Origin of the sequence: Stenotrophomonas sp. CFBP8980, assembly GCF_034046095.1 — a bacterium.
Classification (GTDB): Bacteria; Pseudomonadota; Gammaproteobacteria; order Xanthomonadales; family Xanthomonadaceae; genus Stenotrophomonas; species Stenotrophomonas lacuserhaii.
Window position 1 is genome coordinate 219,442 of record NZ_JAXCXF010000002.1, and the last position, 14,738, is coordinate 234,179.

At 66.7% G+C, this 14,738-nt stretch carries 14 protein-coding genes and 1 tRNA gene; 3 read left to right on the top strand and 12 right to left on the bottom strand.

Translation table 11 applies throughout. The annotated features are described in order from the left end of the window. Window positions 1-38 precede the first annotated feature (38 nt). Window positions 39-2,852 (top strand): TonB-dependent receptor domain-containing protein, encoded by a 2,814-nt coding sequence (locus SOM47_RS07005; protein ID WP_192083225.1) that lies wholly within the window; start codon window positions 39-41, stop codon window positions 2,850-2,852. 82 nt (window positions 2,853-2,934) lie between these two features. Here the strand turns inward: SOM47_RS07005 and SOM47_RS07010 are convergent, their stop codons facing one another. The 12 genes from SOM47_RS07010 to SOM47_RS07065 all read right to left on the bottom strand — a co-directional run bounded on the left by SOM47_RS07010 (window position 2,935) and on the right by SOM47_RS07065 (window position 11,964). Continuing rightward, window positions 2,935-3,207, bottom strand: coding sequence for a hypothetical protein (locus SOM47_RS07010; protein ID WP_320505173.1), 273 nt, complete (start codon window positions 3,205-3,207; stop codon window positions 2,935-2,937). A gap of 92 nt (window positions 3,208-3,299) precedes the next feature. Further along, window positions 3,300-4,055 (bottom strand): bestrophin-like domain, encoded by a 756-nt coding sequence (locus tag SOM47_RS07015; RefSeq protein ID WP_320505174.1) that lies wholly within the window; start codon window positions 4,053-4,055, stop codon window positions 3,300-3,302. A gap of 60 nt (window positions 4,056-4,115) precedes the next feature. Continuing rightward, complete coding sequence (locus tag SOM47_RS07020) at window positions 4,116-4,412, bottom strand: HigA family addiction module antitoxin (protein ID WP_320505175.1); 297 nt, start codon at window positions 4,410-4,412, stop codon at window positions 4,116-4,118. 13 nt (window positions 4,413-4,425) lie between these two features. Beyond that, complete coding sequence (locus SOM47_RS07025) at window positions 4,426-4,707, bottom strand: type II toxin-antitoxin system RelE/ParE family toxin (protein WP_320505176.1); 282 nt, start codon at window positions 4,705-4,707, stop codon at window positions 4,426-4,428. Window positions 4,708-4,938: 231 nt separating this feature from the next. Then, window positions 4,939-5,015 (bottom strand) — tRNA-Asn (locus SOM47_RS07030). A 22-nt stretch (window positions 5,016-5,037) separates the two neighbouring features. Beyond that, on the bottom strand, window positions 5,038-5,508 hold the full coding sequence (rlmH, locus tag SOM47_RS07035) for a 23S rRNA (pseudouridine(1915)-N(3))-methyltransferase RlmH (RefSeq protein ID WP_057508755.1): 471 nt from the start codon (window positions 5,506-5,508) through the stop codon (window positions 5,038-5,040). 72 nt (window positions 5,509-5,580) lie between these two features. Continuing rightward, window positions 5,581-6,006 (bottom strand): ribosome silencing factor, encoded by a 426-nt coding sequence (gene rsfS, locus SOM47_RS07040; protein WP_042612238.1) that lies wholly within the window; start codon window positions 6,004-6,006, stop codon window positions 5,581-5,583. 67 nt (window positions 6,007-6,073) lie between these two features. Further along, complete coding sequence (gene nadD, locus SOM47_RS07045) at window positions 6,074-6,730, bottom strand: nicotinate-nucleotide adenylyltransferase (protein WP_320505177.1); 657 nt, start codon at window positions 6,728-6,730, stop codon at window positions 6,074-6,076. A gap of 9 nt (window positions 6,731-6,739) precedes the next feature. After that, a complete protein-coding gene (holA, locus tag SOM47_RS07050; RefSeq protein ID WP_320505178.1) occupies window positions 6,740-7,780 on the bottom strand; it encodes a DNA polymerase III subunit delta in 1,041 nt (346 codons plus the stop codon). 12 nt (window positions 7,781-7,792) lie between these two features. Then, window positions 7,793-8,443: an LPS-assembly lipoprotein LptE gene (locus SOM47_RS07055; RefSeq protein WP_320505179.1), complete on the bottom strand. Its 651-nt coding sequence runs from the start codon at window positions 8,441-8,443 to the stop codon at window positions 7,793-7,795. A gap of 167 nt (window positions 8,444-8,610) precedes the next feature. Next, the gene (leuS, locus tag SOM47_RS07060; RefSeq protein WP_042612234.1) at window positions 8,611-11,250 is read right to left on the bottom strand and encodes a leucine--tRNA ligase; all 2,640 of its coding nucleotides are present in this window, start codon (window positions 11,248-11,250) and stop codon (window positions 8,611-8,613) included. Window positions 11,251-11,349: 99 nt separating this feature from the next. Then, window positions 11,350-11,964, bottom strand: coding sequence for a DUF998 domain-containing protein (locus SOM47_RS07065; protein ID WP_320505180.1), 615 nt, complete (start codon window positions 11,962-11,964; stop codon window positions 11,350-11,352). Between the two features lie 116 nt (window positions 11,965-12,080). Here SOM47_RS07065 and trxA point away from each other — a divergent pair, with 116 nt between their 5' ends. Then, window positions 12,081-12,932: a thioredoxin gene (trxA, locus tag SOM47_RS07070; RefSeq protein ID WP_320505181.1), complete on the top strand. Its 852-nt coding sequence runs from the start codon at window positions 12,081-12,083 to the stop codon at window positions 12,930-12,932. 168 nt (window positions 12,933-13,100) lie between these two features. Beyond that, window positions 13,101-14,735, top strand: coding sequence for a CHASE2 domain-containing protein (locus tag SOM47_RS07075; RefSeq protein ID WP_320505182.1), 1,635 nt, complete (start codon window positions 13,101-13,103; stop codon window positions 14,733-14,735). Window positions 14,736-14,738 lie beyond the last annotated feature (3 nt).

The window sequence follows — 14,738 nt, forward strand, 5'->3', positions numbered from 1 at the left end:
AGGACACGCCACTACGTATTCCCAGTCAGGAGAGAGCTGTGAAATACCCGACCCTTCCACGTGCCAGCCGCCGCACGTCGCTTGCCACGTCCATCACCCACGTCCTTGCTGGCAGCGCCCTGCTGATCGCGGCCGCCGGATCCACCACGGCCTTCGCGCAGGACCCCGCCACCAACCTGGACCGGATCACCGTCACCGGCTCCAACATCCCGCGCACCAATACCGAAACCCCCTCGCCGGTACAGGTGGTCACCCGCCAGGAGATCGACCGTACCGGCAAGACCACGGTCGCCGAATACCTGCAGACCCTGACTTCGGACGGCTCCGGCTCCATCCCCAAGACCTTCGGCAACGGCTTCGCCGGCGGCGGCGCCGGCATTTCGCTGCGCGGCCTGGGCGCTGGTTCCACTCTGGTGCTGTTGAACGGACGGCGCATGGCCACCTATGGCCTGGCCGATGACGGACAGAAGGTCTTCACAGACCTCAGCACCATCCCGCTGGATGCCGTGGAGCGCGTGGAAGTCCTGAAGGACGGCGCGTCGGCGACCTATGGTTCGGACGCCATCGCCGGCGTGGTGAACATCATCCTGCGCAGTGACTTCGAAGGCGTGATCCTGCGCGGCTCCTATGGCTTGTCCGGCGACAGTGACGGCGATGCGCGCAAGGCCACTCTGACCGCCGGTACCGGCAATCTGTCCGAAGATGGCTGGAACGCCTTTGCCAGCATCGACGTGGGCAAGTCCGATGGCATCCGCGTAAGCGACCGCCGCAACCGCGACTGGATCGGCACCGGCGACCTGCGTCGCTGGGGCTACAGCGCCGGCGGCAGCCAGTTCCTTGGTGGCGCGATCACCGGCAACGGCAGCGGCGGCGGCAACTCGCCGACCGGCAGCATCTTCAACCCGACCACCGGCCTGCTGGAATCATTGCCCGGGTGTTCTGGCCTTTCCAGTGTCGCCCCGCAGGATCCAGGCGGCGGCTGCCTGTGGGACATGGCCGACTATCGTGACCTGAGCCCGGAAGAGAAGTACGTCAACGTATTCGGACGTGCGACCTTCGCCTTCAACGACAGCGCCGAAGCCTACGTGGAAATGGGCTACTCCAAGAAGGAAACCACCTTCAACAACACCCCCTCCAACGTGTCCGGGGCGTGGGGTTATCCCGGTGGCCCGGTCAACGCCAACAGCGGCCCCGGCGCCACCGTGCTGGCGGTCGGGCATCCCGACAACCCGTACGGCGAACCGGTGCGCGTGCGCTACAACGCCTTCGACGTCGGCCCGCGCAAGACCAACAACGACAACGAGTTCATCCGCTTCCTGGCCGGGGTAAAGGGCACCTGGGGCGAATGGAGCTACGACACCGGCTACCTGCATTCGTCCACCAACCTGGTCAACAAGCGCGACGGCTTCCTGCGTTACAGCGCCGTGCAGTGCGTGCTGGGCGACCTGGCCTGCCCGGCCGGCACATGGAACATCGGTGCCGGCGCGGAAGGCAATCCGCAGAGCCTGTACGACTACATTTCCCCGACCATCCAGGCCACCGCCAAGAGCAGCCTGGACATGTTCGACTTCAAGGTGAACCGTTCGCTGATGGACCTGGCTGGCGGCCCGCTGGGCCTGGCGCTGGGCACCGAATGGCGTCGTACCACCAACAGCCTGTCGCCGCAGACGTACACCGATACCGGCGACATCATCGGCCTGGGCTTCTCCTCCTATGACGGTACCCAGAACGTCTACGCCGCGTATGCCGAGCTGGCCGCGCCGGTGCTGGAGTCGTTGGAACTGACCGCCGCCGCGCGCTATGACAAATACGAAAGCGGCGATGATTCGGTGACCCCGAAGGTGGGCTTCAAGTGGACCCCCATCGACTGGATCGCCGTGCGCGGTACGTATGCCGAAGGTTTCCGTGCACCGAACCCGGCCGAAAACGGCGACGGTGGCCTGGCCGCGTTCTCCAATGCGCTTGATCCGGTCCGCTGCCCGGGCGGCACACCGGCCCCGGGTGGTACCCAGGACGATTGCGGCCAGCAGCCGGTGGCGATCATCACCCGCCCCAACCCGCTGCTGGAAGCCGAAGAGTCCAAGAGCTACTCGCTGGGCATCGTGCTGCAGCCGACCCGCACCACGTCGATCACGGTGGACGCCTGGCGTATCAAGCGCAGCAATGAAATCGCGCAGGGTTCGACGGCCGATGCCATCGCATCGGGCAACGTGCTGCGCGATACCGACCTGCTCAACGGCGTGCCGGGCACCGGCTCGATCCTGGCCATCAACACGAATTACGTGAATGCCAGTGCGTCGAAGGTGGAGGGTATCGATACCGATATCCGCCAGGACATCCCGCTGGGCACGGCCGGCGACCTGCGGCTGGACCTGCAGTGGAGCCATACCAGCAAGTTCGAGCGTACCGAGGGTGACACCACCCACGAATACGCCGGCACCCACGGCAACTGCGATGTCACCAACTGCATCGGCACGCCGAAGGACCGCATCAATTTCGGCGCCACCTGGAACTACCACGACTGGTCGGTCAGCGGCATCGTCAACTACATCAGTTCGATGGACAACCTGGCCGAAACCGGCGGCACCAAGGAAGACGACTGCCTGAACTTCCGCGCCGATGGCAGCCCGGCCCCCGGCAACTGCGAGGTCGCTTCGTTCACCACCTTCGATCTGTCGGCCAACTGGAAGGCGATGGATGGATTGGAGATCTTCGGTTCGGTGGCCAACGTGTTCGACCGCACCGCACCGCTGGATCCGGCCACTTACGGTGGCATCAACTACAACCCACTGCACTTCAGCGGCGCCATCGGCCGCTACTTCACGGTGGGCGCGAAGTACACGTTCAACTGATCCATTTCACTGCGTGATGTGACCAAGCCCGGGCCTCGTGCCCGGGCTTTTTTCTGGGCGCGCGCATCGGCCCGCAGTATGACTAACGGCGACGCGTGGATCGGAGAACGCGCGCGATGCATCCCAGCACGCACCCTGCCCCCACGCCCAGCAGCGCGCCGTGGCCGGGCGCGGCACCAAGCAGCCAGGCAAGCGGCATGCCCACGACCAGGCCGGCAAGGCCGAACCAGGCGATATCCCGATTTCGGGCCCGCTGGCGCGAGGCCGCCGTCAATGCCGCGGAACGGTACTGCTGTGCCTGCAGGTGGGCGTCGAGCACCGCCTCTGCGATGGCGGCGGCTTGTTGTTTCTCCATGACTTACTGCTCCTGATGCCGATGCTGGCCGCTGAAGCCTACCGCCGAGCGTGGCTCGGCGCTACCGGGGCAAGGCTGCGCGCTGCATTGCTTCAGGGCTGGATTTCGGCCAGCGCATGGTGCAACGGCGCGGCGGACACCTGGATCGGCCCATGGAACGGCACGCTCATGTCCAGCACGAAATACACCGAGGTCGCGATCAAAGCGGCCGATACAAGAAACATGCCGACCACCATCGGGTTGTGCGGGGCACGATAGCCGAAACTTCCATAGATCAGCGTCAACCATGCCATCAGCATCCAGATGATCAACCGCGGCACGCTGGCTTCGGATTGCTCGACAATGCTCCAGCGCTGGCGCACCAAGGTCTGGTACTGCTGCCGCGCATCGGCCAGCAAGCCCTCATGGAAACGATCCGACGGTGCGATGCGGTCCAGCGCGCCGCCGACCTGGTCCAGCGCGTTGGCCGCCGGGTCATGGTGATGGATGAGAGCATCTTCGCTACGCGCAGGATGGGCGATGGCGGTCTCGATGTATTCCCTGAGCCGCCGTCGGGTTTCTTCGGCTTCCACGCCATACGTGCGCAGCGAGCGGTCGAACATGATCAGGCTGGTCGAAAAACCGTGCACGTTCGAATCGATGGTTTCAAAGGTATTCTTCGACGAATTGATCAGCAGGCCGAACACCAGCGAGGTCATCACCACGAAGATGTTGGCGACCAGGCGCAGCACGGTATTGGTCTCGTCATCGCGGTGCCGCGCTGACAAGCGCGGATACACGAACATCATGCCGATCGATGCCGCGCTTAGGCAGGCAAAGGCGATCACCGCTGTCATGATCTCGCCCATCGTGACGCTCCGGCCAAGGGATGGGCGCAGCATGCCAGAGTGGGTCGTCGTAAGCGATGTTCAGGCGGCCTTTTCGTAGGGTCGTATCTGCTCCAGCACATCGGCCAGCCTGATGCGCGTCTCGGCGGCGTCGTAGCCGAACTGCAGGTTGATCCAGAAGTACTCGGATGTGCCGAAGAACCTCGCCAGCCGCAACGCCGTATCGGCGGTAATCGCGCGACGTCCCGCGATGATTTCGCTGATGCGCGTCTGCGGCACGCCGATGGCCTTTGCCAGCCGATACTGGGTGACATCCAGCGGCTCCAGGAACTCGTCCTGGAGGATCTCACCCGGGTGGGGATAGGAAACGGAGCGCATGACGTTACCTCGGTCAGTGGTAGTCGCAGATTTCAACGGCAGCCGGGCCTACGTCCAACCAGATGAAGCAGACACGGAACTGGTCATTTATGCGGATGCTGTGCTGCCCTCGTCGGTCCCCGGCCAGCGCTTCAAGGCGATTACCCGGCGGGATCCGCAGATCCTGCAGCACTTTCGCTGCGTCCAACATCGCGAGTTTTCGCATCGCAACGCGTTCAAACGATTCGAACCTCTTGACCCTGCAGCCGTCGAAGAAGCTGGCGGTATCCATGCACTGGAACGACTGGATGGACATGGCCTGTCCGTGCCTCGCCAAAATACTAACGTTACACGATACTACCGTCAAGCATCATCATTCAGAAGCGGGGATCGGCTCACTATTCCGTCAGGCGGAACGCGCTCTGTGGCGTCGGTGATCTGCGGAGATAGGTCATCCAATGCGTTGCGCCAACTGATCAGGAAAACCAATCGTCCTCCATGCGCGGGAACAAAAAAAACCCGCATCTCGCGATGCGGGTTTTCAAAATGGCGCCCGAAGTTGGACTCGAACCAACGACCCCCTGATTAACAGTCAAGTGCTCTAACCGGCTGAGCTATTCGGGCAGACGACCAGTATAACGACTCTTCACGCGCGATGGTAGGGGTGGTTGGCCAACATCGCCGCGGCGCGATACAGCTGTTCGGCGACGACCAGGCGCACCAGCATGTGCGGCAGGGTCAATGGGCCGATCGACCATTTTTCATCCGCCAGTGCCGACACCTCCGACGAATGCCCTTCCGGCCCACCGATCAGGAACGCCAGGTCCCTGCCCTGCCCGCGCCAGTGCTCCAGCCGCTGCGCCAACTGTTCCGAGCTGAGCTGCCGGCCGGGAACGTCCAGCGCCACCACGTAGGCATTCTTCGGCAGCGCGGCAATCACCCGCTTGCCTTCGTCATCGGTCGCACGGCGCGCATCGCGGCCCTTGCCACGCAGGCCCGGCTCGATCTCCACCAGCTCGAACGGCAGCCAGTGCGAGAGCCGCTTCTGGTATTCGGCAAAGCCCTGCGCCACCCAGCTGGGGGCGCGTTCACCGGTGGCGATCAGTCGCGCTTTCATCAGGCATCCTCATAACGCCCAACGGCGCCATCGGCGCCGTCGGGGGTACACCACGGGCAGCAGGTCGGTCGATCAGACCTCGTCGTCCTGGCCTTCTTCTTCTTCGTGCTGGCGACGCTGGTCACCCACCGTCCACAGGCGCTCCAGCGCATACAGTTCGCGCACGCGCGGCAGCATGACGTGGACCACGACATCGCCCAGGTCGACCAGCACCCACTCGGCTTCGCGCTCGCCTTCAACGCCCAACGGCATCATGTCCAGCTTCTTGGCGAAGCGGACCACTTCCTCGGCGATGGACTTCACGTGACGCGACGAGGTGCCCGAGGCGATCACGAAGTAGTCGGCGACGCTGGACTTGCCGCGCACGTCGATGGTGACCACGTCCTTGGCTTTCAGCTCTTCGGTGGCGTCGGTCACGCAGGCCAACAGCTGCTCCACGGAGGGCGGCGGATTGGGCAGTTCGACCTTGATGGTCTGGGGTTGGGGCTGGTTGCTCAAAGCGGGTCGACTCGATAAACGTAGGGGGGATTATACGTGGGACCGGCGCGGGAGGCATTCACCGAGGTCAGCAGCCATAAAGCCGCTGTCCGGCGATGTAATCAACCACCGCCGGTGGCACCAGGGGCTGCCAGGGCCCGCCGGCGGCGATGCGGGCGCGGACCTCGCTGGCCGACTCGCTGCGCAGCGGCTGATGCAGGCGCAGCACACGTCCTGCCGCTGCACCCTCGAGGTCCTGCGGCTGGTCGGTCCAGCGGCCGTGCAGTGCCTGGCCCAGCACGCCCTCCACCACCTGCGGCAAGCTGCTGCCGGGGCGCTCGGCGACGATGAAATGTGCCAGCCCGAACAGGTCCTGCCAGCGATGCCAGGTGGCGAGCGACATCAGGCTGTCCGCCCCCACCAGCCACGCCAGCGGCGTATCCGCGCCGAACGCCTGGCGCAGTTCGGTCAGGGTATCCACGGTGTAGGACGGACGTTGCGGATGGCGGGCGGCACGCTCCAGTTCGTGGCGGTCCAGCAGTAACCCGGTTTCATCGGCAAGCGCCAGCTGCAGCATCCGGCAACGTTGCTCGGCGCTGGCGCCGGGTGCCGGACGGTGCGGCGGGTCGGCCGCCGGCAGCAGCCGTATCGGCAGGTTCAAGGCATCGCGTGCGGCACGGGCAATGGCAAGATGCCCGTTGTGCACCGGGTCGAACGTGCCGCCGTAATAGATGCGAAGGCCCATGGCCAGCGCTCAGGCGCGCGCCAGCAGGCGTACCGCGCGTGCTTCGGACACCGCCACCAGCAGGCGTTCCAGCGCCAGCCACGGATCGCCGTCGGCGCGCCCTTTGGCAATGCGGTCCACCAGACCGGCTTCGGCAACGAAGCGCTCCCAGCGCTTGGCTTCCGGGTGCCGCTGCAGCGCGCGCTTGTACGGCGCCTGGCGGGACTCCCAGATGCCGCGTGATTTCATTTCCGCGGCCAGGTTGCCGCCCCGCGCCTGCACCTGGGCCAACGCAGCACCAGCCAGCAGTTCGCGGATGACGATCGGCATCAGGGCGGCCACCGCCTCGCCTTCGGCGCGCAGCCCGGCCACCATCCGCAGCACTGCGGTGGGCTGGCCGGAGAAAGTCGATTCCACCAGCCGGAACACGTCATAGCGGGCCGCATCGGCGACCAGCGCGTCCATTTTGTCCACGTCCAGCACCTGGCCGGATTCGACCAGCAGGGCCAGCTTGTCGATTTCCTGCGCGGCCGCCAGCAGGTTGCCTTCCACCCGCTCGGCCAGCCGCTGCACCGCTTGTGGATCGGCACGCAGGCCCTTGCCACGCAGGCGGCGCTCGATCCACTCAGGCAGCTCGTGCGGCTTGATCGCCCACGCTACCGACATCACGCCGGTACGGCCTACGGCGTCGGCCCACTTGCCCTGGTGCGACTTGCTCCATTCGTTGGCGGTGATCAACAGCACCACGTCCGGTGGCGGCGAGGCGCAGAAGTCACTGATGACTTCGGCGCCTTCCTTGCCCGGCTTGCCGTTGGGCAACCGCACTTCGATCAGGCGCCGCGCACTGAACAGGCTGGGCGCGTTGAAGCCCGCCTGCAGCCGCCCCCAGTCGAAATCGCGCCCATCGGCATCGAATACTTCGCGCTCGCTGATGCCCTCGGCGCGGGCTTTTGCCCGCACCGCATCGGCCGCTTCCAGAACGCGCAGGGTTTCAGGCCCGGCAACCAGATAGACGGGCGCCAGCGGCTGCCCGCCAGCAGCGCTGGCCAACTGCTCCGGGCGCAGTTCCATCCGGGTACCGGCTCAGTCCTGCACCGGCGGGGCGGCCGGTTCGGGGACAGGCTTGGCGGTCGGGATGGTGGTCTTGATCGCGGGGACGCCGGCCGGCGCCGGGCCTGCCGGAATCACCTGGCCGTCGACCGCCTCGACCGGGGCCGAGATGCTGCGGCCTTCGCGCAGTTCATTGCGCACCACGCTGTCGATGCGGCGGATGATCGAGGCCGACATCTCACGGCGCAGCTCATCGGCCAGGATCTCGCGCTCGGTGGTGGTACCGGTGGCGTCGGTCGGCGGGGACACGTAATCGCGCGACAGCTCGATCACCTGCTGCGGCACCAGTTCGCTGCCGTCTTCGCGGCGGAAGATGAAGATGACCGCGTAGCGCAGGCTGTATTCCTGCGCACGACCCTGTGCGTCGATGGCGATCGGCAGGTCACCCCAGCGCTCGGACAGCACCTGCAGCTGCGCGGCCGGCGCGGTCGAGTCGTCATCGGCCAAGGTCGCCCCGGACGCCCGCAGGCTGCGTCGCAGCAGCTTGGCCAGCTCGCTGTAGGGCGCGGTGGAGACCACCTTCACTGCTGCCGTGTCGGCCGGCAGCATCAGCTTGTTGCGCATGTGGAAGCCGCAACCGGCCAGGCCGAGGGCGAAGAGAAGGACAAGCAGGATTCGGGTCATGGACACAGTCTGTAGTAGCCGGGCGGCTGCGGCAATACAGCCTGCCCGATGAGGCGTGAATGACGGTTGATCATCGGGGCCCGGGAAGGCGGTGACGACCAACGGTCGTCACCCACCAGGGCTGGGTGTCACCCACCGGCGCTTGGCGTCAGCCGGCGCGACCGGGGTCAGCCGACGACGATGTTCACGATCTTGCCGGGCACGATGATGATCTTGCGCACGGTCAGGCCCTCCATGAACTTGGCGGCGTTCGGTTCGGCCACCGCCAGGGCTTCGATCTGCTCGCGCGCCGCGTCGGCGGCGACCTCGATCGTGCCGCGCAGCTTGCCGTTGACCTGCACCGCCAGGGTCAGTGCATCGCGTACCAGGGCAGCTGGGTCGGCCTGCGGGAAGAGCTGGTCTTCCAGCAGCGTCTGGCCATGGCCCAGCACCTGCCACAGCGCATGGCTGGCATGCGGGGTGATCGGGTTGAGCATCAGCACGATCGCCTGCAGGGCTTCGTGGCGCACCGCCCGGCCCTGCGGCGTGGCGTCATCGAACTTGGCCAGTGCATTCATCAGTTCCATCACCGCGGCAATGGCGGTGTTGAAGCTGTGGCGGCGGCCATAGTCGTCGCCGACCTTGCCGATGGTTTCATGGGTCTTGCGGCGCAGCGTCTTCTGGCCGGCGTCCAGCGCGGACACGTCCAGCGCCGGGGCCGCACCGTCGGCGGCATGCTTGTGCACCTGCGCCCACAACCGGCGCAGGAAGCGCGCCATGCCGTCCACGCCGGCTTCGTTCCACTCCAGCGACTGTTCCGGCGGTGCGGCGAACATCGAGAACAGGCGCACGGTGTCGGCGCCGTACTTGCCGACCATGGTCTGCGGGTCCACCCCGTTGTTCTTCGACTTGGACATCTTCTCCGTGCCGCCGACCACGACCGGCTGGCCGTCGGCCACCAGGGTGGCGCCGGTGATGCGGCCACGCTCGTCGCGCTGCACGTCCACGTCGGCCGGGTTGATCCAGTCCTTGGACCCGTCCGGGTTGGCGCGGTAGTAGGTTTCGGCAATCACCATGCCCTGGCACAGCAGGTTGCGCGCCGGCTCGTTGCTGTCCACCATCCGCGCGTCACGCAGCAGCTTGTGATAGAAGCGGAAGTACATCAGGTGCAGGATCGCGTGCTCGATGCCACCGATGTACTGGTCCACCGGCAGCCAGTAGTTGCCGCGCTTGTCCACCGCATCGCGGGCACCCGGGGACGTGTAGCGGGCGTAGTACCAGCTCGATTCCATGAAGGTATCGAAGGTGTCGGTCTCGCGCTCGGCCGCGCCGCCGCAGTCCGGACAGGTGGTCCTGCGCCATTCCGGATCGGTCTTGATCGGCGAACCGGTGCCCGAGAAGGCCACGTTTTCCGGCAATACCACCGGCAGCTGCTCTTCCGGCACCGGCACCGCGCCGCACTTGTCGCAGTAGATCACCGGAATCGGGCAGCCCCAGTAACGCTGGCGGCTGACACCCCAGTCGCGCAGGCGGTAGTTCACGCGGCGCTGGCCCTGGGCCTTGCGCTCGAAGCGTTCGGCCAGGGCTTCGAAGGCGCCCTGGAAATCCAGGCCATCGAACTCGCCGGAATTGACCAGCTCGCTTTCGCGGCTCTTGTCGCTGTACCAGTCCTGCCAACGGCTGGCGTCGTACGCGGTTTCGTCCTTGCGCAGCGATTTCAGTGCGATGACCTGGCGGATCGGCAGGCCATACTTGTTGGCGAATTCGTTGTCGCGCTGGTCATGGCCCGGCACGGCCATCACCGCGCCGGTGCCGTAGCCCATCAGCACGAAGTTGGCCACCCACACCGGCACCTGCTCGCCGGTCACTGGATGGATGGCCTTCAGGCCGGTATCCATGCCGCGCTTTTCCTGGGTTTCCAGTTCCGCCTCGGACACCCCGCCCTGCTTCAGCCCAGCCAGCAGTTCAGCCAGCTGCGGGTTGTTCCTGGCCGCATGCAGCGCCAGCGGATGTTCGCCGGCGATGGACACGAAGGTCACGCCCATCACCGTGTCCGGGCGGGTAGTGAACACGCGCAGCGGGTCCAGCGTGTTGCCCTCGGCATCACGTACGGCGAACTGGATCTCCAGCCCTTCCGAGCGGCCGATCCAGTTGCGCTGCATGGTCTTGACCGATTCCGGCCAGCCATCCAGTTCGTCCAGTCCGTCCAGCAGCTCCTGGGCGTAATCGGTGATGCGCAGGAACCACTGCGGGATCTCGCGCTTTTCCACCAGTGCACCGGAGCGCCAGCCGCGGCCGTCGATGACCTGCTCGTTGGCCAGCACGGTCTGGTCGATCGGATCCCAGTTGACCACCGCATTGCGGCGATAGGCCAGGCCCTTGCGCATCAGGCGGGTGAACATGCGCTGCTCGTGGACGTAATAGTCCGGGTTGCAGGTGGCGAACTCGCGCGACCAGTCGATGGCGTAGCCCAGCGACTTGAGCTGGCTGCGCATGTGGTCGATGTTCTTGTAGGTCCACTTGGCCGGCGCGGTCTTGTTCTTGATCGCGGCATTTTCGGCGGGCAGGCCGAACGCGTCCCAGCCCATCGGCTGCAGCACGTTGTGCCCGGTCATCCGCTTGTAGCGGCTGATCACGTCACCGATGGTGTAGTTGCGCACATGGCCCATGTGCAGCGCGCCCGACGGGTACGGAAGCATCGACAGGCAGAAGTACTTCGGCTTGTCCGAGGTCTCGTTGACTTCGAAGGCACGGGTACCGTCCCAGAACTGCTGGGCGGCGGATTCAACCTGCTGCGGGTCGTAGGCGTTGGGTTCGACGCTGGTCATGGAACACACAAGTGCGGCGGCAAAGCGGCACAGGGTACCGCAGTGCGGCAAAAGCCTCCAATCCGGCCGACAGGCGGCCCCCCGACCGCTCCCGGCGGCTTACCGGCGGGTCTCGGCCGGGCCCAGCAGGCGCAGCCCCAGCAGCAGCCATGACGCCCACGCCGCAAAGGTAAGCCGCTGCGCCAGCGGTGCCGGCACCAGCCCCTGCAGGGCGAAAGCGGTGACCGCCGCGACCAGCCCGCAGCCCAGCGCCAGCCGCGCCAACGGCGGCGATCTGCGCCAGCTGCCGACGCCCAGCATCAGCGTGCCGGCAATGAACGCCAGTGCCCACACCATCCATGCGCTGGCATGCGCCTGGCTGGCCGGGCCGTCCAGGTCCTGCACGTCCAACGGGAACAGGCCCATGCCGACGAAGGCCAGTCCGGCCAGCACCAGCAGCTGGCCGGCCACCCGCAGCAGCCAGCTGCTGCCGGCCGGCAGGCGCGCCAGCAGGCACAGCGCCATCGCCGTGGCGAGCAGGCCCGGCAGCACCCAACCCAGCAGGTTGAAGCCGAGTGCATGGGCGATGCCGCCCGCCCCAAGCAGCGCCACGGGATGGCGCCCCTGCTCGAAGCCGTCCAGCGCAACGCCGAAACCGGCCACGGACAGCACCCACCCCACCGCCGCGGCGGGACCGAGCAGGTTCTCGAGACGGCGCGGAAGCAGGGTCGGCATGGAGCGGCACTCGGGAAATCGGGGACCCTATTGTGGAACATCGAACCGGCGGTGGGTTGAAGCCGCAAGCGTCCGCCACCATAGAATCGATCTCCCGCCGTAGATCCAGAGTTTCCATGAGCGAACTGCCGAACGTATTCGACGCTGTCACCGAAACCTTCGAAGCCGAAGTGCTGCAGAAGTCCCTGCAGACGCCGGTACTGGTCGATTTCTGGGCGGCCTGGTGCGAGCCCTGCAAGACCCTCGGACCGCTGCTGGAAAAGCTGGCCGGTGAATACAACGGTGCCTTCCAGCTGGCCAAGGTGGACGTGGACAAGGAACAGCAGATCGCCGCGGCGTTCCAGATCCGTTCGGTGCCGACCGTGTTCCTGGTCAAGGGCGGCCAGCTGGTGGATGGTTTCCCCGGCGCAGTGACCGAAGGCCAGTTGCGTGAGTTCCTGGCCCAGCACGGCATCGCCCCGGCCGAGCCGTTGGCCGAAGCCGAGCCGGAGCCGCTGGATGCGCAGGCGCAGGTCGACGTGCTTCGCGCGCAGATCGCGGCCGAACCGGGCAAGGACGAGCTGCGTCTGGACCTGGCCGTCGCCCTGCTGCAGATCGGCGGGGTGGACGAAGCCCGCACCCTGATCGATGGACTGCCGGCCAACCTGGCCACCGATGACCGCGCCGTGCGCGCCCGCGCCCGCCTTTCGTTCGCTTCGGCGCTGAAGGATGCGCCGGCCCCGGAAGCCCTGGAAGCGCGCATCGCAGCCGATGGCGGCGACCTCGCCGCCCGCCACCTGCGCGGCGTGCAGTTGCTGCTGGCAGGCGAAGACGCGGCCGCACTGGAGCAGTTCCTGGAGATGCTGCGGGTGGATCGCAGTTTCGATGACGGCCTGCCTCGCAAAGCGCTGATCGATGCCTTCAACGTGATCACCGACCCGGCGCTGGTCAGCCAGTACCGGCGGAAGATGGCCGCGCTGCTGTTCTGAAGGTAAATACGTTCAGAACCGGCCTGCGGCCGGCACGCGATACTGATCCGGTGGCGTCCTAGACGTCACGGTTCATTCGGGGGAATGAAACCCGGCCAGCCGGCCGAGGGCATCGCTCCACCGATCTTTCCCGGGGGAGGATCGCGTGATTGCTGAAGGGGTAACCCCATGCGGCTGGCGGCGGCGATGAAGCGGCAGCCGCTGGCCTGGCGCTATCGGCTGCTGCTGGCGCTGCCTGCCGGGCTGGCCGCTGCTGCCGCCAGCCATGGCCGATGGCTGGGCGCAGTGGACGAGGCGATCTTCGATCACTACGTCGCCCGCTGGAGCTACCCAGCCGACCCCAGCCTGCTGATCGTCGCCATCGATGAGGCAAGCCTGCAGCAGATCGGCCCGTGGCCCTGGCCCCGCAGCGTGCACGCGCGCCTGTTGGACCGGCTGACCCAGGCCGGCAGCAAGCGGGTGCTGCTGGACCTGCCGTTGTCCGAACCTGACCGTCATGCGGGCGCCGACGCCGCCCTGGCGGCGGCGATCGCGCGCAACGGCCAGGTGGTGTTGCCGGTGCTGGCGGTACCGGCCCGCGACGGCCGGTTGGCCGAAGAACGGCTACCCATTGCACGGATGACCGCCAATGCGGCCGCGCTGGGCCACGCAGAGGTGCACGTCGACGCCGATGGGGTGGCACGCGGTATTTTCCTGCATGCCGGCATCGGATCAGCCCATTGGCCAGCGCTGGGCGTCGCACTTGCCGACCTGCCCGAGCGCAAGAAGGGCCTGCCGGTTCGGCAACAGCACGCCGCGCCTTTCCAATGGGTCGGCGACGACTACGTCCGCCTTCGCTACGCCGGCCCACCGGGCGTACCACAGCTGTCCTATGTCGAGGTGCTGGAAGGCCGGATAGCGCCTTCCCTGCTGCACGGCCGGCGCATTCTGGTGGGACCTGCCGCCGCCATCGCGCCGCGACTGCGGCCCCCAGGCGCCCGTGGATCCGGGATCAGCGCAACCGAATTCCAGGCCCACGTGGCCTCGATGCTGCTGCAGTCTCGCACGCTGCAGGTCATGGCAGGGCCCTGGCAGGACGGCATCAGTGCGCTGGTGGTGGCGCTGTGCGTGCTTGGGGTCTGTGGCGGACGCACCGCAACCGTGGTGGGCGTGGCGGTCGGGCTGGTCCTGCCCTTGCTGCTTGCACTGGGATTGTTGCGGTCCGGCAACCTGTGGTGGGCGCCCGCGGCCGCGTGGGTCGTGGCGCTTGCCTGCATCGTGGCAGTCGCCGCGTGGTCGATCGCCGGCTGGCGTCGACGGGCCGGGCTGGACCCGCTCACCGGCCTGGGGAAACGACAGCGCTTCGACCACGCCCTGCAGCAGGAGCACGAGGCCGGGCAACGCGCGCGCAGTCCGCTCACCGTCGTGCTGATCGAGGTTCAGCACGGCATGGGCAACTTCCTCCGGCCCGATCATCAGGCCGGCGAGCAGATGCTGGTCGCGGCAGCCCGCGTAGTGGCCGCCCATGCCCGCCGGCCACGCGACACTGCTGCCCGCCTTGGCGGCGATACGTTGGCGATGATCCTTCCCGATACCGCGCCGGGCGGTGCCCGCCAGGTGGCCGAAGACCTGATCGGCGATGTACGTCGGCTTGCCTCTGCCGCGACCGATCCGGCCGCCTCGAAGGTGACCCTCAGCATCGGCGCATTCTGCCGGGTGCCGGACCCGGAACTGTCCGTGCAGGCGTTCGTGGCCGGCGCAGGCGCCGCACTGCATCGGGCCAAGGCGAATGGCCGCGACGGCTATGTACTGGATGAGGGCTGAAAC

Bases quoted from the DNA above. Each gene is read 5' to 3' on its own strand.
- SOM47_RS07010 (WP_320505173.1), bottom strand. From the start codon at position 3,207: ATGGAGAAACAACAAGCCGCCGCCATCGCAGAGGCGGTGCTCGACGCC.
- SOM47_RS07015 (WP_320505174.1), bottom strand. From the start codon at position 4,055: ATGGGCGAGATCATGACAGCGGTGATCGCCTTTGCCTGCCTAAGCGCG.
- SOM47_RS07020 (WP_320505175.1), bottom strand. From the start codon at position 4,412: ATGCGCTCCGTTTCCTATCCCCACCCGGGTGAGATCCTCCAGGACGAG.
- SOM47_RS07025 (WP_320505176.1), bottom strand. From the start codon at position 4,707: ATGTCCATCCAGTCGTTCCAGTGCATGGATACCGCCAGCTTCTTCGAC.
- rlmH (WP_057508755.1), bottom strand. From the start codon at position 5,508: ATGAAAGCGCGACTGATCGCCACCGGTGAACGCGCCCCCAGCTGGGTG.
- nadD (WP_320505177.1), bottom strand. From the start codon at position 6,730: ATGGGCCTTCGCATCTATTACGGCGGCACGTTCGACCCGGTGCACAAC.
- holA (WP_320505178.1), bottom strand. From the start codon at position 7,780: ATGGAACTGCGCCCGGAGCAGTTGGCCAGCGCTGCTGGCGGGCAGCCG.
- SOM47_RS07055 (WP_320505179.1), bottom strand. From the start codon at position 8,443: ATGACCCGAATCCTGCTTGTCCTTCTCTTCGCCCTCGGCCTGGCCGGT.
- leuS (WP_042612234.1), bottom strand. From the start codon at position 11,250: ATGACCAGCGTCGAACCCAACGCCTACGACCCGCAGCAGGTTGAATCC.
- SOM47_RS07065 (WP_320505180.1), bottom strand. From the start codon at position 11,964: ATGCCGACCCTGCTTCCGCGCCGTCTCGAGAACCTGCTCGGTCCCGCC.
- trxA (WP_320505181.1), top strand. From the start codon at position 12,081: ATGAGCGAACTGCCGAACGTATTCGACGCTGTCACCGAAACCTTCGAA.
- SOM47_RS07075 (WP_320505182.1), top strand. From the start codon at position 13,101: ATGCGGCTGGCGGCGGCGATGAAGCGGCAGCCGCTGGCCTGGCGCTAT.